The 19,201-nt window shown below is 57.3% G+C and carries 18 protein-coding genes and 1 pseudogene; 5 read left to right on the top strand and 14 right to left on the bottom strand.

Annotated features, from left to right (window positions below; all coding sequences use genetic code 11):
- Positions 1-68: 68 nt before the first annotated feature.
- Positions 69-1,220 carry a glycerophosphodiester phosphodiesterase family protein gene (locus J2Y83_RS22195; protein WP_253398316.1) on the bottom strand — a complete coding sequence of 384 codons (1,152 nt, stop codon included), beginning with the start codon at positions 1,218-1,220 and terminating at the stop codon, positions 69-71.
- 232 nt (positions 1,221-1,452) lie between these two features.
- Between J2Y83_RS22195 and J2Y83_RS22190 the strand changes: the two genes are divergently transcribed.
- Positions 1,453-1,776 carry a DUF2025 family protein gene (locus tag J2Y83_RS22190; RefSeq protein WP_247407529.1) on the top strand — a complete coding sequence of 108 codons (324 nt, stop codon included), beginning with the start codon at positions 1,453-1,455 and terminating at the stop codon, positions 1,774-1,776.
- 58 nt (positions 1,777-1,834) lie between these two features.
- On the opposite strand, the gene J2Y83_RS22185 is transcribed toward J2Y83_RS22190, so the two are convergent.
- The gene (locus J2Y83_RS22185) at positions 1,835-2,155 is read right to left on the bottom strand and encodes an antibiotic biosynthesis monooxygenase family protein (RefSeq protein ID WP_253398314.1); all 321 of its coding nucleotides are present in this window, start codon (positions 2,153-2,155) and stop codon (positions 1,835-1,837) included.
- Complete coding sequence (locus J2Y83_RS22180) at positions 2,152-2,859, bottom strand: CTP synthase C-terminal region-related (seleno)protein (RefSeq protein WP_253398312.1); 708 nt, start codon at positions 2,857-2,859, stop codon at positions 2,152-2,154. Before J2Y83_RS22180 ends, J2Y83_RS22185 begins: the two co-directional genes overlap by 4 nt.
- 80 nt (positions 2,860-2,939) lie before the next feature.
- On the opposite strand from J2Y83_RS22180, the gene J2Y83_RS22175 reads away from it, so the two are divergent.
- The gene (locus tag J2Y83_RS22175; RefSeq protein ID WP_253398310.1) at positions 2,940-3,821 is read left to right on the top strand and encodes a LysR family transcriptional regulator; all 882 of its coding nucleotides are present in this window, start codon (positions 2,940-2,942) and stop codon (positions 3,819-3,821) included.
- Positions 3,822-3,849: 28 nt separating this feature from the next.
- Here the strand turns inward: J2Y83_RS22175 and J2Y83_RS22170 are convergent, their stop codons facing one another.
- The 3 genes from J2Y83_RS22170 to J2Y83_RS22160 all read right to left on the bottom strand — a co-directional run bounded on the left by J2Y83_RS22170 (position 3,850) and on the right by J2Y83_RS22160 (position 6,367).
- The gene (locus J2Y83_RS22170) at positions 3,850-4,374 is read right to left on the bottom strand and encodes a DUF1003 domain-containing protein (RefSeq protein ID WP_253398308.1); all 525 of its coding nucleotides are present in this window, start codon (positions 4,372-4,374) and stop codon (positions 3,850-3,852) included.
- A 116-nt stretch (positions 4,375-4,490) separates the two neighbouring features.
- Positions 4,491-5,549, bottom strand: a complete 1,059-nt coding sequence (locus J2Y83_RS22165; RefSeq protein ID WP_253398305.1) for a diguanylate cyclase — start codon at positions 5,547-5,549, stop codon at positions 4,491-4,493.
- A gap of 191 nt (positions 5,550-5,740) precedes the next feature.
- Entirely contained in the window at positions 5,741-6,367 is a 627-nt protein-coding gene (locus tag J2Y83_RS22160) for a TetR/AcrR family transcriptional regulator (protein ID WP_253398303.1), read from the bottom strand.
- A 124-nt stretch (positions 6,368-6,491) separates the two neighbouring features.
- Here J2Y83_RS22160 and J2Y83_RS22155 point away from each other — a divergent pair, with 124 nt between their 5' ends.
- From J2Y83_RS22155 to J2Y83_RS22145, 3 genes are all read left to right on the top strand, one after another.
- Complete coding sequence (locus tag J2Y83_RS22155) at positions 6,492-7,550, top strand: MBL fold metallo-hydrolase (protein WP_253398300.1); 1,059 nt, start codon at positions 6,492-6,494, stop codon at positions 7,548-7,550.
- Positions 7,551-7,862: 312 nt separating this feature from the next.
- Positions 7,863-8,402 (top strand): hypothetical protein, encoded by a 540-nt coding sequence (locus tag J2Y83_RS22150; protein WP_253398298.1) that lies wholly within the window; start codon positions 7,863-7,865, stop codon positions 8,400-8,402.
- 139 nt (positions 8,403-8,541) lie between these two features.
- The gene (locus J2Y83_RS22145) at positions 8,542-10,047 is read left to right on the top strand and encodes an amidase family protein (RefSeq protein WP_253398296.1); all 1,506 of its coding nucleotides are present in this window, start codon (positions 8,542-8,544) and stop codon (positions 10,045-10,047) included.
- Positions 10,048-10,111: 64 nt separating this feature from the next.
- Here the strand turns inward: J2Y83_RS22145 and J2Y83_RS22140 are convergent, their stop codons facing one another.
- From J2Y83_RS22140 to J2Y83_RS22105, 8 genes and pseudogenes are all read right to left on the bottom strand, one after another.
- Entirely contained in the window at positions 10,112-10,486 is a 375-nt protein-coding gene (locus tag J2Y83_RS22140; protein ID WP_253398294.1) for a helix-turn-helix transcriptional regulator, read from the bottom strand.
- Between the two features lie 157 nt (positions 10,487-10,643).
- Positions 10,644-11,597 (bottom strand): hypothetical protein, encoded by a 954-nt coding sequence (locus J2Y83_RS22135; RefSeq protein WP_253398292.1) that lies wholly within the window; start codon positions 11,595-11,597, stop codon positions 10,644-10,646.
- A gap of 83 nt (positions 11,598-11,680) precedes the next feature.
- Positions 11,681-12,325, bottom strand: coding sequence for an HAD-IB family hydrolase (locus J2Y83_RS22130; protein ID WP_253400431.1), 645 nt, complete (start codon positions 12,323-12,325; stop codon positions 11,681-11,683).
- 926 nt (positions 12,326-13,251) lie between these two features.
- Complete coding sequence (locus J2Y83_RS22125) at positions 13,252-14,163, bottom strand: EamA family transporter (RefSeq protein ID WP_253398290.1); 912 nt, start codon at positions 14,161-14,163, stop codon at positions 13,252-13,254.
- Complete coding sequence (locus tag J2Y83_RS22120) at positions 14,160-14,891, bottom strand: hypothetical protein (protein ID WP_253398288.1); 732 nt, start codon at positions 14,889-14,891, stop codon at positions 14,160-14,162. Before J2Y83_RS22120 ends, J2Y83_RS22125 begins: the two co-directional genes overlap by 4 nt.
- A gap of 17 nt (positions 14,892-14,908) precedes the next feature.
- A complete protein-coding gene (locus tag J2Y83_RS22115; protein WP_253398286.1) occupies positions 14,909-16,291 on the bottom strand; it encodes a saccharopine dehydrogenase C-terminal domain-containing protein in 1,383 nt (460 codons plus the stop codon).
- 579 nt (positions 16,292-16,870) lie between these two features.
- A pseudogene (locus J2Y83_RS22110) lies at positions 16,871-17,398 on the bottom strand (transposase); the annotation flags it as partial.
- Between the two features lie 228 nt (positions 17,399-17,626).
- Entirely contained in the window at positions 17,627-18,877 is a 1,251-nt protein-coding gene (locus tag J2Y83_RS22105; RefSeq protein ID WP_253398284.1) for a ribonucleotide-diphosphate reductase subunit beta, read from the bottom strand.
- Positions 18,878-19,201 lie beyond the last annotated feature (324 nt).

Raw genomic sequence — 19,201 nt, 5'->3', positions numbered from 1 at the left:
TGAGCTGTTTAAGTGGCGCCAGATTAACCAGCGCAACTTAATTCATCCTTAATGGCACACTGACTTATTCAGTACTTATGGTCGTTCAGCAAATCCTGCACGCTGGACGACGGCCAGCGCTTGTAGAACTTCAGCAGTTCGGCGGCGCGGTTGGTGAAGATGCCGTCGACGCCGTTTTTCATCACTTTCTCGAAGTCCACGGGTTCATCCACGGTGTAGACGTGCACCAGCAGGCCCTTGTCGTGGGTCAGCGTGTTCATTTCAGGCTTCACCAGGTCGGCGTAGCTCTGGTCGCCGTGGGCGGTCAGCTCCGCCGACGGGCCGGTGCCGATGGCGCCGAGGCTCTTGGCTTCGTCGAGCCATTTTTCGAACTCGGCGGCGTCTTTCGGTTCTTGCTTGGCGTAGTAAGCCGCCTTGGTCGGTTCGCCGGATTCGGCGAAGGTTTGCTTGGATTTCGGCTCGATGCTGCCTTCACCTACCCACAGTAGCAGGATCTTCGGGGTGTTCGGCATCTCTTTCTGCAGCTCTTTCAGGCTGGCCGTTTCGAAGGTTTGCAGCACCACGCGGCCCTTGCCCTGGCCGACACCGGTGTTGCTCTTGCCCAGTTTGGAGCCGGCGGAGCTCAACCAGCCTTTATCCAGCAGCTTGTTTTTCAGGTCGGCTTCGATGCCCGGGAATTGCTTGGGCTCTTTGGTTTCGATGTACAAGCCCGGTTTGTGCTGCGGGTTGCCTTCGGCGATCTTGATGATGTCGTCCAGGCTGAGGATCTTCAGGCCGACGAAGCCGGGGCGTGCGCGGTCCGGGTAGGCGGCGTTGAACCAACTGCCGGCGTCGAGGGTTTGCAGTTCTTTCCAGGTGAACTCGTTGGCCGGGGCGTCTTTGCGCTCGGGGAACTTGGTGGCCACGTCGGTGGTGCGTTGCAGGTTGTTGTCGTGCAGGGCGAACAGTACGCCGTCCTTGCTGCGCTGCAGGTCCAACTCCAGGTAGTCGGCGCCCAGGTCGCGTGCGACCTTGTAGGCGGCAGCGGTGGACTCAGGGGCGTCGTAGGACGCACCACGGTGGGCGATCACGGCAGGGTAGGGAATGCCTTCGTTAGTTGCCAATTCAGCCGGGCTGATCGGGTCGGCAGCCTGCGCCTGGCCAAGGCCGAGCATCAGGGCGAGCAGCAAGGCGCTCCCTATAGTGGCGGGCACCGGGCCGTTGGTAAACGTGACAGGCATATGCGGAGTCCTTTCGTGGAGAGAGCTTTGAGAAGGCCTCCTTTTTAACAATTGATAACGCAAGGCGCTATCACCAAACCGACATTAACGTGCGCACGCGCCAATTTTCTGGGTTTTTTTGCGCGACTTTGCAGTACTCTTGCCGCAAACCGCCCCGTAAGAGGGCAGTACTTTCCGCCACGCGTGTAAACCATCTTTCCAGTCCCTGTGGGACTTTTCAGTGAGGTTTACCATGCGCATCACCTCCGAGCTTATCTGCCAGGCCGCCGACCAGCTTCATGGTTTTGTCGGCCTCAACCGCAAGACCGGCCAGTACATCGTGCGTTTCAGCGAAGACTCCTTCGGCATGGACGTGGCCGATGACGGCATCATCCCCACTGCCGAATTTGTCTGGCTACCGGCCCCCGAGCACGCCATGACGTTGTCCCGTGAGCGCCTGCAATTGCTGCTCGATCAGAACATCGACGACCGCATCAACATCACCGAGCCGCTGCGTGTGTACATGCGGCGGGTGGAGATCCCGCAGATCAGTGCGTTGCGCAGCCTCGTCAGCTAGCCCGACAGCCTGTGTCTCGTCGCTGAGGATCACCTGTGCGAGGGCTTGCGGTCGCCTCTCAATGCGGGAACGCGTAGGCGCGCTCCACCTTGCACACGCGTGTGTGAAACGCCGAGTACCAGGTGGAACGCCCCTGCTCGCGTACCGCCCGATGCTCGGCCTGCTGTTTCCAGGCGAGGATGTCGGCCTCGCTGCGCCAGTACGATACGGTGATCCCCACGCCATCCTCCCGCGCCGATTCAACCCCGAGGAAGCCCGGTTGCTCACGCGCCAGTTCCAGCATGCGTGTGGCCGCCTCGCCGTAACCGTGGTCACCGGCGGTGCGCAGTGAGCTGAAAATCACCGCGTAGTAAGGCGGGGCGGGGGTGTGGGCAATCATACCGAGGTCTCCTGGCAGGCCTTGAGCAGGGCAATCGCCAGCGGCGGCGTGACGCCCTGGAGCGCAGCGCGTTCGGGCTGGAACAGGGTGGCGACGAAGAACGGATGGTCCAGCAGCTCCACGGCGCGCAGGTCGCCGGCCGAGTCGTGGCCGCTGGGGATCAGAGCGCCTTCCAGCAGCGCGCTGGCGAAGTCGGGGTTGATGCCGTAGCGGCAGCGATAGCCTTCATGAATATCGAGTGTGCCGTAGGCGTCGGCGATACGGGTGTAGGCGGCCAGGCGCACGGTGTCGCTGGCCTCCACCAGAGCGCAACTCAGTGGCGCGATCACTGCACGTTGGGCATTCGGGACCAACTCGCCGTGTTCGGCATCGGCCCAGCCCAACACATTGCGGGCATATTCCAGCACCGCGTGTTGAAAGCCGCCGCAGGTACCGAGGAAAGGGCGCCGCTGTTCGCGGGCAAAACGGATCGCGTGCAGTGCGCCATCGGTGTCGCGGTACGGGCTGGCGGGCACGCACCAAAAACCATCGAAACCTTGTAGTTCGGAGGTGGCGCTGAGGGTGTCGGTCTCCAGCCATTGAAGGTGAACCGTCAGGCCCAAGGCGTCGGCGGCCTGTTGCAGCGCCACGGGAATGGCTTGGTGCGCAATCACATCGGGGTTGTAATCGCCGATCAGGGCGAGGTGCAGCGTGCTGGCTTTCATTTGAGGCTTCCCCTGGCTTGTCGTGTCCTGGTGCGCACTATAGATTGGCGTTCACGCAATCAATATTGGCGTTTACCCACATGTTCAATGCAGTAACGCACTATCAGATCGATTACCCCGACTTGTCGCTGATCCTCGCCCTGGTGCGCGGTGGCAGCCTGGCGCGGGCGGCGGCGTTGTTGCGGGTGGATGTGTCGACGGTGTTCCGCGCCGTGCGGCAGCTGGAGGCTGCGCTGGGCCAGACGTTGTTTGAAAAAAGCCGCGCCGGCTACCTGCCGACCAGCCTGGCCAGCCACCTGGCGCAGCAGGCCGAACGCGCCGAACAAGCCCTGGAGGCCGCGCGCATCGGCGTGGAACAGGGCGGTGAAGTGATCAGCGGCACGGTGCGCCTGACCTGCACCGACTCGGTGCTGCAAGGCTTGTTGCTGCCGGCGCTGGCGCAGTTCATGCCGGATTACCCGGCGCTGACCCTGGAGCTGAGCACCTCGAATGATTTCGCCAACCTCAGCCGCCGCGATGCCGACATCGCCCTGCGCCTGACCCGGACACCACCGGAGCATCTGGTAGGGCGTTGCCTCGGCACCGTGCAGTATCAGGTGTGCGCCAGCACAGATTTTGCGCGTCAGCACGCAGGACGCGAGCTGGCGGAGTTGGCCTGGATCGCGCCGGATGACTTCCTGCCCGATCACCCCACCGTCGCCTGGCGCCGTGCGCAGTTGCCGGGCGTGCGTCCCAGCTATCGCTGCAACAGCATGTTGTCGGTCACCGAACTGGTGCGGGCGGGGCTGGGCGTGGCGGCGCTGCCGGACTTTCTGTTGGATGAACGCCTGCAACCGTTGGGCCCCGCGTTGGCGGGGCATGACACGGCGCTATGGCTGCTGACGCGCCCCGATTGCCGGGCATTGCGCTCGGTGGTGACGCTGTTTGATCAACTGGGGCGGCATGTGCGATTGAGCCCCTGACACCCCGCCGGCCGAATGTCTGGGGGACTTATGGTTTTCGCACAAACTGCTCATGCATCTCACACGTCAGGGTCTCGATACGCTCGGTCAGTTGCTTGGTCATTTCTGTCAGCCGGGTGTTCAGCTCCAGCAGTTCCAACAGCTGTTTGCTGGTGTTCTGCGTCTCGGCCTGGCGCTCGGCATTGGCGACGGCCAGCGCTTCACGGTGCTGCGCGTCGGCGTCGGACTGGGCTTTGTCGCGAGCGGCCTGGCGTGTCTGGGCCAGCAGGATCAGCGGCGCCGCGTAGGCCGCTTGCAGGCTGAAGGCCAGATTGAGCAGGATGAACGGGTAGACGTCGAAGTGCGTGATGCCGGTGACGTTGAGCACAATCCACACGGCCACGATCAAGGTTTGTGCGCCGAGGAAAGTCGGTGTGCCGAAGAAGCGTGCGAAAGCCTCGGCCTTGAGGGCGAAGGTGTCGGTGCCAAAGGTCGGCGCCAGGTGGGCGTGGCGTCGATGGAAGCGCAGATAATCGACGGGGGCGGCTTTGGGTTTGTCGGGTGTTGGGGTCATGGAAAACTCGGGTCATCAGTGTTTAAGACAGGTGTCCACTATAGCCTTGGCGATCTGTCTTACGCATGAATAACCCGGGGACGACATGGTTGCCTACGAGGAGTCGTGTGAAAACCTCAGGCGGAATGGGCGATCGCGTAGTTGCTGGCATTGACCCGGTTACGCCCGGTGTCTTTGGCCGCGTACAGCGCGCGATCCGCCGCATTCAGCCAGGTGGCGGCATCGGTGAAGATGAGTTGGAAATCGGCCAGGCCAATGCTCAGGCTCACGCGCAGCTCGGGGATTTGCGGGTTACGGTAATTGCTGAAGGTTTCGCGTATGCGCTCCATGACCCGTGCGGCTTCTTCCAAGGGCATTTGCGGAAGAATCACACAGAACTCGTCGCCTCCGTAACGGCCGGCCAAATCGTTTTTCCGCAGGTTGCGCCGTATCTCCACGCTCAGTTGCCGCAGCACGGCGTCGCCGACGATATGGCCGTGAGTGTCGTTGATCTGTTTGAAGTGATCGATATCAATCAGCGCGATGGTGGCGTGGCTTTGTTGCTGCTGGCACTTGTGGAACTTGAGGTGCAGCAGATCTTTCCACGAACCGTGGTTGAGCAGGCCGGTGAGGCTGTCGGTGCGGCTCAGGGCGCTGAGGGCGCGTTTATGTTCCGACAGTTTGATCGCCAACTCGTAGCAGACCCTGCCGATGGCCATGGGGTACAACGTCAACATCGGCAGGCAGGTGTAGACCTGGAGCGGGCTGACGTCGGGGTTGAAGCGCATGCCGAACAGCGCCCATGCCACCCCGATCCCTGCGCCCTGCGCGAGCAAACCGCGCAGGAACAGGCGACTGCCGCCAGCGGCGAAGTTGTTCATGGTCATCATCGAAAGGATGGTCACGGTCGTCAGCGGCGTGAACTGAGCGGCGGCGGCCCAGAAACCGCCGCACAACGAGTCATACAAAATGTTGCGCTGTTCGGCCTGGTAGGGGAAGGGGGAGCGGATTGACAGCTGGTACGCCACATGTGCCCACGCGAGCCCATTGAACAGCAGGAACGCCCACACCCAGCCCGGCATCGCGAGCGGGTACAAGCCGCCGAAGACACTGATGCAGCCGATACCCAGGCCGATGATCCTTGGCTTGTAAATACGCCTGGCAAATGAAAGCCCTTTGCCTCGTCTGTTTTCCATAGATTTCCGGGTCAGCTTTTTTTCGCAGATTCGGCCGCGCGCGCGTGCAGGGAGAACCGTTGATCGGATAATACTTGTGAATATTGTCAGTTATTTGCGTAGGAATAATCAGTGGCCTTCCAGGCCATTCGCGCAAAACAGAGGGCAAATAGGCCAAAAACGACCAGGGATGTCGCATATGCAACGGTTGTTTACTGCGAGCGGCGAGCGCCTGCTTCGTAGCCGGCCAGGAACATATCGATTGCCGACTCGATCACGCGGGCTTGGTCGGCGGCGTCGAGGGTGGGTTGGCCGAGGGTGATCTGCGGCCAGAAGGCGAACGCCTTGAGCAGGCTTTGAATCTGGTGCGCGGCGAAGGCCGGGTCGGTACATGTGAGCCGGCCGTCTTCCTGGGCGGCGCGCACCCATTGAGTGAAACCTTCTTCGCGCATGCTCAAGCGGTTGACCATGTCCTGGGCGCGTTCTGGCGAGTGAATGGTGGCGGCGATGGCGACCCGGGCCAGGTCGAGGAAGTTAGCGTCCGACATCATCTTCATCTTGGCTTGCAGCAAGCCGCGCAGTTGTTCACGCAGCGGGCGATCGCTGGCGTAGTTCACGTCGAGTTGCGCGACGCTGCTGGCCCAGAGTTGGTTGAGAATTTCGGCGAACAACTCTTCTTTGCTGGGGAAGTGGTTGTACACCGTGCGCTTGGAAACGCCGGCGGTGGCGGCGATCTTGTCCATGCTGGTGACCTCGAACCCGTTGACCCGAAACTCGGCGATAGCGGCGGCCAGGATGGCTTCGCGCTTGCGGTCGGTGAGGCGTTGAGGGACAGACATGGACAGGGATCGACTCTAAGAGGAAAATTACACTCGGTAGTTTACTTGCTCCGGGTTTTGTTGCAATCTTGAAACTACACTGTGTAGTGTAATTTCATGAGCGGTCCGTAGGAGTTACCTGGTAATGGCCACGATTTCAACCCGTCTCGATCCCTCGCCTGTGGTGCGCAAGCCTGCCGAACAGGAGCAAGGCACCTTCAGTAACCATGCTCCCGTACAGCGTGCCGGCTTCGGCAAAACCTTGCGTATTTTCTGGAAGATGCTGTTTCACAAGCCGCGCAGCACGCGGCCGGTCGGGGAGATTCCGGTACATTCGCTGACCCGCGAACAGCTGTCGGCCGCCCCCGACCATAGTGTGTTCCGCCTGGGGCATTCCACCGTGCTGCTGAAAATGCGCGGTAAATTCTGGCTGACCGACCCGGTCTTCGCCGAACGCGCTTCGCCGTTCAGTTGGGCCGGCCCCAAGCGATTCCATGCACCGCCGATCAGCCTCGAAGACCTGCCGCCCTTGGAGGCGGTGATTCTTTCCCACAACCATTACGACCACCTCGACCGCAAGGCCGTCATCCAACTGGCCGACAAGACCCGTTACTTCCTCGCGCCGCTGGGTGTGGGCGACATCCTGGTGAAGTGGGGCGTGGATGCCAGCCAGGTGCGGCAACTGGATTGGTGGCAGGGCAGCGAAGTCGATGGCATTCATTTTGTCGCCACCCCTGCACAGCATTTTTCCGGGCGCGGCTTGTTCGACAGCAACCAGACGCTGTGGTGTTCCTGGGTGATGATCGACGGCGCGCGTCGCGTGTTTTTCAGCGGCGACACCGGCTATTTCGACGGTTTCAAACGCATCGGCGAACAGTACGGGCCGTTTGATCTGACCCTGATGGAAACAGGTGCTTACAACGTCGACTGGCCTCATGTACACATGCAACCGGAGCAAACCTTACAGGCGCACATCGACCTCAAGGGCCGCTGGCTGTTGCCGATTCACAATGGCACCTTCGACCTGGCCTTCCACGCCTGGCACGAGCCGTTCGACCGCATCATGGCGTTGGCGTGGGAGCGCAACGTGTCGATTGCCACGCCGGCCATGGGGCAGGCGTTCAGTTTGAGCCAGCCCGCGCGAGGCTTTGCGTGGTGGTTGGAGGTGGAGGTTCTGGGCGGCGAAGACGCGCTTGTGAACTGACGCTCGGGGAGATCGGAAAAAAAGGAATTTTCAAGGTGTTGCAGGTCTACGACAAACGCCAGATGAGAGTGCGATGATCTTGGGAACGTCAATTTCCGGGAGTCGGCTCTGATGGACAATAAATGTGGGAAGTCTTTGCTATCGCCTATGTCTTGTCGGCGGGAAGCGTTTTTACCCCCCTCTGCGGAACCGGTTTGTTTGGCGCAGGCGCCCTCCAACGCTCACATCGAAACGGGGACCACGACGGCACTGGGTATCGGCTACGTCCCCGATGCACATCTTGGTGCTGGCGTTGTAATCCCTGGCTATAACGTGCCGGCCCTGCCTCTGAAACCCATGCGCGACCCCGCGCTGTCATTGATCGCCTTGAGTGGTGTCGAGCCCACTGAATCGGGCAAGGTGGAAGCTGCCTTGGTGCAACACTCCAGCAATTGCGCCGTCCCCTACACGTTGGCGGGCACTCGCGTGGGGTTCGCCGACCGCCTTGTGCGGGGCAATGATCAGGAGCCGATTGAACACAGCGCATCCTTCCTGGAAGCGTTGGGCTTCCTGCGTCAGGCCGGTGCCCAACTGGTGGCGGTGCCGGCGGAGCGAGCTGATGACACCCTGTGCTTCACCCTGCATTCGCGCAATGAAATCGATGAGCGTGTGAGCGAATATCGGCTGGATGCGCTGGTGTCCGAGAGCCATAGCGCCGCGTTCCATGCCGCGTGCTGGAGCGGCTACCCGAGCCTGGGGGAGCCGCTGGGGGACGGGGCGACGCTGTGGTTTTATGGCGCGCAGTGGTCGAAAGACTCGCTGAGGGTGCTGGTGCAGGGCTATCGCAACGCCCGTGGCCTGGCTATGGGGTAGGCAAAGCTACCAACGGCGTTGAACAATCCCACAGGTTGAAAGACCTGCGTCGCGCAGCTTCGGTGGAGCGGGGTTTTTAGACTGGTGTACGGATCAAGGTTGGTCCTTCATCATTTCTTACCCCTCCGGGAGGTGCTTCATGTTGGGTATTGGTTATGGCGTGGGGGTGTTTGTCAACCAGGTGCAGCGGTTGCTGCCTGTGCAGCCTTCACCGGGGGCTTCAGCGCCGGTTCCCCCGGGAACGGAATACGCCAGTGTTCGCGAACTCGGCGAGCAAATGGCCCGGCCGGGTGGATTCACTTCGGTCGATCTGGTCAGTTACCTGCAAGAGCGCATTCGTAAGCTGGACCCGCAATTAAGCTCGATCATTGAACTGAACCCCGAGGCCTTGCAGATTGCCCGCGAGCTCGATCTGGAGCGCGCCAATGGCAAGGTGCGTGGCCCGCTGCATGGCATTCCGGTGTTACTCAAGGACACTATCGAGACGGGGGATACCCAGCAAACCAGTGCCGGCGCCTTTGGCTTGGTGGGCAGTGCGGCGCCCAAGGATGCCTTCATCGTCGAGCGTCTGCGCGAGCAGGGTGCCGTGATCCTGGGTAAAACCAACTTGACTGAACTGGCGGGCTTTCGCGGTGGTCCCGATGGTTCGAGTGCGCGGGGCGGGCAGACGCGTAACCCGCATCAAGCGGGCGCAGAGGTGGGCGGTTCAAGTTCTGGGTCGGCCGCCGCGGTCGCCGCAGGCTTCGCGCCCTTGGCGGTGGGCACCGAGACCAATGGCTCGATCATCGTGCCGGCGGCGTTCAACGGGGTGGTTGGTTTCAAGCCTGGCGTGGGTTTGCTGAGCCGCAGCGGCATCATTCCAGCCAGCCATCGACAGGACACGCCAGGTCCGATGACGCGCTCGGTGTTCGATGCTGCGTTGATGCTTAACGCGATGTCGGGCCGCGACCCTCTTGATCCCGCGAGTGTGGACGCCCCCCACGGGATTGATTACACCGCGTTGCTCAAGCCCGGTGCCCTGCAGGACAAGCGTATCGGTTATCCCGTGACTTTTTCCGCGAATGGCGAAAGCCTGCCGGTGGACAACAGCCCGCAATTTCGCCAAACCCTTGAAGTGCTTCGTGCGCAAGGCGCGGTGCTGGTGCCGGTCGATATGCGCTTGGCCGACGCTTCACGCTATGGCGAACTCTTGTACGCCGACGTGAAGGACGAGTTGAACGACTACCTGGCCAAGCGCGAGGGCTTGCCGGTCAAGTCGGTGTCCGAGTTGATCGCGTTCAACGAAAAACGCGATGGCACCGACACCGATCACCAACCGACACTCAAGGAGATCGACGCGTCCACCCTCACCGCCGACGAGCGCCAGCCGCTATGGGACGCAATGATCGAGGACTTTCGTGGCACGGTGGATGAACTGATCGAGCGGGAAAACCTCGACGCCATGGTGTCGGACTTTGATACGAACAGCTACTTTGCGGTTGCGGTGGCCGGCTACCCAGGGATCAGCGTGCCGTCCGGGAAGAATGAGGACGGTGTGCCGACCAGTGCATACTTCTTCGGCGCCCGTGGGTCTGAACCCACACTGCTTGCAGTGGGCCATGGCTATGAGCAGGCAGCAAAGAAGGTCGCCAAGCCCAGCCTTTAAGCCGTCAGGCAATGTTCACACCCTGGCGTAGCCAATGCCGGGGTTCACACTCAGTGCCATCGCGTTACTGCGCCTGCGGGGTGGGTGAATCAACTGACGCCGCTGTTGAACCCATCAATCGAGACAGGATGTTTTGTGCAGCAGGTTCCGCGCAGGGGGCATTCAACTTGCGCGCACGCATCCCCCAGCCAGGCGCAAACCCTGGGAAAAACACCAACCCTTCGGCCTCCAGGCGGAACGCCAGGGTCAGGCGCACGTCGTCTTCCACGGCGCCCTGGGTTTCAAACCGTTGAATCGCATCCACCGTCACCCCGGCCTGGCGCGACAACTCTTCGCGGCTCCAGCCGAGCATGACGCGGGCCTGCACGCTGTGCTTGGCGGTGAATTGATGCAGGACGATCTGCTGTTCTACGAAAGAGCTCATTGCCAGAGAGGACATGGGGTGTCTCCAGGGTTCGACGGGGAGGGCAAACTATACTGTGTTTTTGTACAGTTGTTTTGACCGCTCATCAACTGGAATTTTCTCCAGCGCCGACACCGTTCTATTTTGAGGCTTGCACGATGGTATTCGTGTTCGAGGTCGAGTACGGTCTCGGCTAACTCGCCTGCGCCGCCGGCACTTCGCGAATAATCAAATGATCCAGATTCTCGATATCCGCACTGAACACCCCGAACGTCTGCTCGGGGTTTTTCTTGCTGGGCACCTGTCTAAGTGCCGGCGTCACCCCGTAAAAGAAGCAATATAACGGCCGTTCGCTGCTGGCTGCAGCCTTGATCTGCTCGAGGAACGCTGTGCGCTTGCGGTAACTCTCGATGAGTTTTTTGCTCAGGTAGACGTTGACCGAGTAGGGCTTCTTGTCGAGCCATACCTTCTTTTCGAAGTCGATGCGAAAGCTGCTGGTGTAGTCCTTGATCGCTTTGATCCGGCCCCAGTAGATCAGGCCCTGATTGTCCTGCAGGTACTCGATCTTCTTGAAAAACGTCCAGTACGTCGCGGTATGCTCGCCGATCTTCAAGGGCATCGCCTTGAGCTTGTCTTTGTCGTCGAGGTTCGACACATAGCATTCCACCGGGTGGGCGAACACGCTGGTTTTATCCGGGGTAGTGTCGTTGGAACCGACAGACACGCTAGTGCGGGTTGAAGGGGAATTCGCCGGGTCTTGTGGCGCTTGCCCTTCAGTGCCCGCCAGCGGGGTTTTGCGCGGGTAGGTGCGTCGGCTCAGGACAAATTCCGATGGGAAGTGTTCCTCGCGCTCGTCCTCACTGTCGCCTGTGGCAGGCTTGTGGCTGCTGGCGTAACGGCAACCCTCGATGTGCCGGGTGCCTGGGGTGTTTTTGAAATGCGGGGTGCGCCGGTAATTGACATTTTTCGCGTTGAACGTGCTCAGCACATTGCCTGCTTCGAAGGCCGCGCGGCATTCATCGTTGGGGCAGAGGAAACGGTCCGTGTCGGAGTCGTAGGCGTCGGTTTCGTCGAAATTCAACTCTCGCACGTCGTAGATCGACAGCTTGTCGTCGAGACTCAGGCTGTAGGCCGTGTCGAATTTCATGGGCTCGGGTCCGTGAGAGGTTTGGCTATTGATAGCCGGATATTACGCAGATGTCGCTAGGAAACCGCAACCCGCCGCCCGCATCAGCGCTGCAACCTGGCCTGCTGCTTCTTCCCATGAAAATGCCGAAAATGCGCATCCTGCGCCGCCGCCAGCAACTCCCGATCCCCGCGCGTATCGCCCCAGGCCCTGAGCCGATACTCCCCCAGGTCGCCATACACCGCTTCAAGCCGCAGCACCTTGTTCTCGCACCGGCAGTTGTTCCCGGTGAGCCTGCCGGTCAATACCCCGTCGAGCACCTCAAGCTCGGTCCCGATCAACTTGATCCCGAGCCGATCGGCAAACGGTTGCAACACCAACGCCGGCGACGCCGAACACAACGTCACCACCGCCCCCGAGCCCAGCTCCTGCTCCACCGACAACACCCCCGCCGGCCGCATCAACCGCGCCCAATTGCGCTGGCAGTACTCCTCGGCCTTTTGCTGCACCCACGCCTTCTCCACCCCGGTCATAAAGGTGCGGATCAACTGCGCCTTCAACTCGTCGCGGCTGATCTGCCGCACCAGAAACCGCAGCCCTGGCAGTGCCAGCTTGACCATCCGGCCATAGAACTCGCCGGGGCCAAAGGCAAACTTGAGGAACGGCACGAAACTGTCGTGATGGGTCAGGGTGCCGTCGAAATCAAAGACGGAAAGTACTTTGGCATCCACGGGGCCGGCTTCGAGCATGTCTGGGGTCACGGGTGGTCCTTGATCAGGTGGAGCGGGTTCATAGCGTTCTGACTGGCGCCTGCCTGTCGGGTTCAGGTTAATGGTTCTGTCCGATCACGGCGGGTCAGGGCCTGCGCTCTGTATTTCTGCGTGAGGGAATTTCACCCTTTCATGGCCGTAGGAGTTTACTACTCCAGAGCCTGGATTGGGATTTCTGAGACTCCAGCGAGCCAATTCTTGAGTGAACGCAGACAGTTCGGACGATTGATTACGTTCGCAGTTACACACGAATGGGGCCGGGTACAAAGGCTGCTGATGCGGGCGGATCGTTAAACTGCGCGAATTTCCGATACTGGGGTTCAGACCGGATTTGATAGCGGATTATCCTTTTATCAGCGATATCGCCATTTTCTGCATTTATCCATGCACGTGCTTTTCCTGTGGAAAAGGAGTTGAGAGGGTGGTTTTGAACGGTTCGTCTGGGTATCACCGGACGAACCGTCGACAGGGATTTAAAGCATACTTTATTCAAATATAAAAAAGCCCTGAGCTGCTCAGGGCTTTTTAAGGGCGATGATGTCCGCCTATTCATCCGTGCGGCGCGGGGTATCTACGAGGTAGACTTCTTGCTTCCAGACAAACGCTGATCATTAAGCAAGACTGGATGCCCGACCGCTTACACTCCAGCCCATCCGCCAAACGATAACTCTAGCAGCAACCGCACTGTGCGGGCACCAGGAACCCTTGCGGATATACACACCAGTCGCCGTGGCTAACCCCACAGCGGAACCGGTATCTCGCCTGCATGCCCGCGTAAGCGTCGGACAGACAGAGGTAAGTGGCAGCGGGGGGACACTAACCATATAGCTAAAAAGCCATTGGCCCAACAGGTTCGCTGGGCCAATGGTTTGTTTGACAAGTGATGCTTTTGGGGGGGGGCGGCCTTACATGTCCTGGAGTGATATCACTGCTACTCCGACCACGATCACGATGATCGAGAAAAATTTTCTTACTACGCCTCCCGGTGCAATATCCTCGGCGATAAATTTTGGAAACAGCTTCGTTGCCAGGAACCCAAAAGCCAAAACGAATAGCGGGTGGATACTGACGACTACCGAAACCAAGGCTGCACCTCCTCCCGCAGCCAGAGCGGCCATGAAGAACACATAGCCCCCAACATCAAAGATGTTCGTCACCCCAAAAATGCCAAATTGCTTATAATTCAAGACTTTCAGATCATCAATAATGAGCTTTCTCCACGTTGGTACCAATAAAAGAAACATCCCACCAAGGGCATAGCCGGCAAAGTTAAAAATCAGTACCGAGTCCAAGCTTTTGACTTGCAATATCTCGTCTGAAATCACGGTTGAAACGGCCCCAAAAAAAGCAGAAATCAACAAGACCACTACGTGTCTGGGATGGCCCAGCCCTCTAATCGTTCGCCTAGACATGCAGAGTATTAGAATGCCAACGACTATCAAAGCAAAGCCAGTCACTTGCCAAGATGTCGGGATAGCATGAAAAATCAACACTGATGCTGCCAATACAAATATTGGTTCAGATTGGTGGATCGGAATCACAACCGATACATCCATATCCTCCAAGGAGTAGCTGTAAGCAAAGTATTGCAAAAATATTGCGAGGCCAGAGCAGATATTTATTGCAACCATATATAAGTCTAGATCAGCAGGCTGAAAATAGGCATAAATGGCCGCCGCAAAAAAAATATTACCGATGCTCAGCAAGAAAATGAACGAAATGCAATTGGAGGTAATATTATTGATGGCGAACTTATCAACAATATTTGAAAGGCTCCAAAACAGCGGCGCCAAAAGGGCAAAATATAACCAGGTCATTGCTCTCTCCCGAGAACCTCAAGAATCGTGTTTTTGCTATCGATCAATAGCTCATTCGAGAAATCATCAGTATCGTGATCAAAAATAAACGTATTGTTATACCCGAAGCCATCAGAAGTTTCGAAGCTGACTATTTTGTCAAGAAGTTCTGGAAGCTCTTCAAATCGGGATGAGTGGTTTTTCTTCAAAAGTTTCATTGCATTTCCGTAGTGCGCCGCTTCATCTTTAGCAGCATTACGAATCCATACGGACAGACAATCAGGCCCAAGACTATCAAAAAGTTTAAAGTCCTGTTTATACGCCCGAGTGCTGGTAACCTCATCAAATGCAATGGATACCAATATGGTGAACTCATCAACCATGAACGATGAAATCAATTCAAACTCTGGCTGCCTGGACTTAATCTCTTTATCGATATCTTCTTCTCTGAATCCATACAAAACACTATTAATCTTTCGAAGGCCTCTGTAGTGATTCTGTTCATCCAGATGCCAGAGACATACGAACTCCAAAAACTCATCGCTTAAGTCCAAATCACTTCGATTCATAAGGTATATTAAGAAGTGCTTAGAGTCGAACTCAGAACTCATGTCATGCCAGAAGTGTTCTTGTCGTGATTTAATGACCTCCCTGGAGCCGGTGATGCTTTCAGGGGTCAAATGTTTGAGTAAATCAACTGAAGACCAGTCATAACTTTTTAAACCGATAGACGATTTCAAATAGCTCACGATTGCGCTCCCTGCAATTATTCCATGAAATTCTCAAACTGCCACTTATCTGATGAGGCGATGGAAAATAGACCTTTATCTTCTTCTACTGGACTCCAATCGGTGTACTCCCCCAGCATTTCACCTAGGTAGGGCCTTGCATTGTCGAGAACGAACCTAAAATCCATTTCTTCTGCCTCAACGATCCCGCAACAAGGATTGGCAATTGCCCATTTCATACCTGAAATCACGCCGGCCACGACTTGCAAGGAGGTAGCGGAACTTTCAGGGTTGAGCTTTTGAGCAGCCGAGTTCTCTAGATAAGAACCGAACCAATATGCATTTTTCTCATGCCCCATCAGAAGCACGCCAAGATAATCCCCTCCCGAGGTGATATTTCGTCCCTGCAAAATTCTCTTGTGTGGCTGTGAATGCCATGAACAGCCACTTAGTTCGTGGATGGAAAGTATAGCGTCACTGCAAGGATGGTAAGCGTAGTTGACCGTAGGCCGATAAGTGACCTGTTCACCTTCAAAGCAGGTTAGATAGTCCGAAAGAGAAACTGCTTCATTGTGTGTGATCAAAAAACCTAAGCAAGGGCCAAAAGCAGGAGTCCACGTTTTCAATCTGACCGAGGCTCCCGGACGATTCAAGTAGATCGCGCTATTGCGGCCTGTCGTATGCCGCTGCCCCTCTGGCGGCAAACGAAGTTCATGAGTCCCCCAGCCTAACTCAGCAGGCTGGCAACCTTCGCCAATAAATCCATCAATCGACCAAGTATTAACAAACTCGCCAGGCCGCTTAGGCAGTTTTGCAACCTGGGTATCATGCTCCGCAATATGAATTGTTTTCACACCCAGATCTGCAGACAGCTTCGCCCACTGCTGGCGAGTTTGCGGGATAGGCTGGCTTATCCCGTAAATATCATCACGAATGTTCAGAAGAGCCTGCTTTGCGAAATGGGACACCAGACCCGGATTCGCGCCGTGCGCTACGATAGCGGTAGGGCCATTTTGGCATTCAGCCTTCAATGCCAGCATCGCTTCCCTGAGGGCGTAGTTGGTGCGATCTGCAGGCTCTGCATCTGCATTTACATAATGGCCGGCCCATGGCTCAATGCATGTATCAATATATCTTGCCCCTTTCTTCTGGCAAAATGAAACCAGATCGACACTTGAGACATCAACAGACAAGTTTATTAAAAAAGAGTCGGAATCGAGTTCGCTCAGCAAATAGTCAAGGTTTTCCTTAGTGACACTCGTCGTCACCCACACCACAGGACAATCGAAATCTGCGCTGAGCTTCTTGACCCCATATGGATCTATTACCTTAAGGCATTTAATCTCTCCCTCGAACTCGCTGAGCAAGTTCGGCATAAGCGCAGACGCAATGGTTCCGTAGCCAATCAACACAACGTTCATAAACTTTCTTCCTTGATAGTGTATACGAGCGGGCAGGAATATATCTCGGCATCCAGGCTAAAAGCTGGTTGCTAAGTGTATTTTTGCGGAGAGCTTAGTGGGGCAAGCGCGGAAAACACTTACCTACAGGTGTACCTGTAATTAAGCGATGTGTAGGGGGGAGACGCAAGAGAGAGCTAATCATGGCATTTCCTTATGCTTTTTAATTATGACTAAACTAAGTCTTCTCAACACATGCATCACGTGCTTCGAATTGCGGCAGCGCTGAAATCCTTGTGTCGACAAAATATTTCTAACCAAATTTTTTTCGTGAGTCAACACCGAAATTACGACAGCGGCGATAACGCCTGGTTACCCAAACATATGTAAGAAAAAATCCCGATGGATCAGGCGGTTATAGCTCGCTGCGACGGAACATTACGCAGAACCTACTTTGCTGATAAGGGTATTTGAGAGGCATGCCCTCTATATCCCACGAGCGCCCAATCTGACCGTTCGGGTAGCTGGCTAGATCAACCGTCAGCCGGAACGACTCGGAAAGCGCTTCTGCTCGAGCTGGCGCCAGTCCACCGTTGAATTGATGTCGCCGCACCATACCTGATTGGGTGTCGGGACATCGAACTCCCGATTCAAGAGTTCGGGATATCCAACTGTTCAACCGCCGCTCGTTTACAGGCATGAGAACCTGGCTGTTTTCTGACGAGATCAAGCTCACGCATTAAGTTGCGCACTTTGAATCGACTGTGTTGCTTACCATTGTCACGCATCTACGAGAGAATGCTACGGCTGCCGGCAGCGCAGCGACTTTGTGAAAAAACTCGCTCACCCGGCTGCGCAATCGAAGCCGTTCAACATCAGGCGTTCGGCGTTCAATCAAAGCTCGTGATCTTCTGACATCAAGAGCGCGGTAGCTTTTTAATATCGATTTTCCCGTTCAAGGCGGGCGATCCGGGCCTCAAGTGCCTGAATTTTTTGCTGTTCCGGGGGCAGCGCTTTGCTTGGCGGGGTGACACCTTGGCGTTCTGTCTGAACCTGGTCAACCCAACGGCGCAGGGCCGACTCACCGACGTCAAGTGAACGACTGGCCTCGATGTCGCTGTAGTTTTGCTTAAATGCAAACACTCCACCTGGCTCGCTCTGACTTCGTGTCAATATGCTGGTGTTACCATTCCGACCAGAGGCCTGCAGATAGTTGATGCAACTTAATCCGGAGTCGGCGTTGCGTTGCGGCTATTTCTATTAGACCCCTATTGCAATCCGAAAGCCTGAAAAAATCAGGCTTTGCCAAATCGGAAGTTAAAGTGTCAAGTCATCGCGACAAGTGGGGCTCAGGAATCAATCCCAGCTCAACGCACCGCCAGTCTGATACTCGATCACACGAGTCTCGAAGAAATTCTTCTCTTTCTTCAAATCCATAATCTCGCTCATCCACGGGAACGGGTTGGTCGTCCCTGGATACTCTTCCTTCAAGCCAATCTGCGACAGACGACGGTTAGCGATGAACTTGAGGTAGTCCTCCATCATCGCCGCATTCATGCCGAGTACACCGCGTGGCATGGTGTCGCGTGCGTATTCGATCTCCAGTTGCGTCCCTTGCAGGATCATCTGGGTCGCTTCTTCCTTCATCTCGGCGTCCCACAGGTGTGGGTTTTCGATTTTGATCTGGTTGATCACGTCGATCCCGAAGTTCAGGTGCATCGACTCATCGCGCAGGATGTACTGGAACTGCTCGGCCACGCCGGTCATTTTGTTGCGGCGGCCCATGGACAGGATCTGGGTGAAGCCGCAATAGAAGAAGATGCCTTCCAGTACGCAGTAGTAGGCGACCAGGTTGCGCAGCAGTTCTTTGTCGGTATCGACGGTGCCGGTTTCGAATTTCGGATCGGAGATCGAGCGCGTGTATTTGAGGCCCCAGGCGGCTTTTTTCGCGACCGATGGGATCTCGTGGTACATGTTGAAGATCTCGCCTTCATCCATCGCCAGCGATTCGATGCAGTACTGGTAGGCGTGGGTGTGGATCGCTTCTTCGAAGGCCTGGCGCAGGATGTACTGGCGGCACTCCGGGTTGGTGATCAGGCGGTACACGGCCAGGACCAGGTTGTTGGCGACCAGCGAGTCGGCGGTGGAGAAGAAGCCGAGGTTGCGCATGACGATGCGGCGCTCGTCGTCGGTCAGGCCATCGGGGTCTTTCCACAGGGCGATGTCGGCGGTCATGTTGACCTCTTGCGGCATCCAGTGGTTGGCGCAGCCGTCGAGGTATTTCTGCCAGGCCCAGTCGTACTTGAAGGGCACAAGTTGGTTGAGGTCGGCGCGGCAGTTGATCATGCGCTTTTCGTCAACGGCGACACGGGCGGAGGCGCCTTCGAGTTCGGCGAGGCCTTCGGCGATGTCGAGTTTGTCGAGAGCGGCCTTGGCGCGGATGATCGCGGCGGAGTCGTTGGCGGTGACGGCGCGGGCTTCGATGGCAGCGGCGGCGCCGGCACCGTCGAGGCGGTCCATGTTGGCTTCGGTGGCGTGGCCGGCGTTGGCGCCTTTGGTGGCTACTTCGCCGTCTTCTTCTTTGTCGAATTCGTCCCAGCTCAGCATGACGTGTCGTCTCCTGCGTGAGGGCTCAAAGGTGCCCGTGTGAAACCGGATGGTTGGGGGTTCACACGGCCCTCGGGCCGCGGTGGATCTTAAGGAATCGTTTGTTGCAACAGCTAGCGCAGGCATTAAACGCAATGGGGTAACGGGTGCTCTGCGTGAGGCTGAGGGGCGGAGCGATAGATGCATGCTCCTGCGGAGGCCTCAGGTCTGGCTCTTCATCCCCATGTAAAGGGATATTGCAGGCCCGATTTACCCGCGCATTATAGGGAAAAAATCGGCTTTGTGTTGCTGCGCATGCGCTTGGACCGTAGACAAAAAGCCTGG

It is taken from the genome of Pseudomonas marginalis (genome assembly GCF_024169655.1).
Lineage (GTDB): Bacteria > Pseudomonadota > Gammaproteobacteria > Pseudomonadales > Pseudomonadaceae > Aquipseudomonas > Aquipseudomonas paraveronii.
The sequence above is the reverse complement of the archived record's forward strand: the minus strand, read 5'-3'. Positions and strand labels throughout refer to the sequence as shown.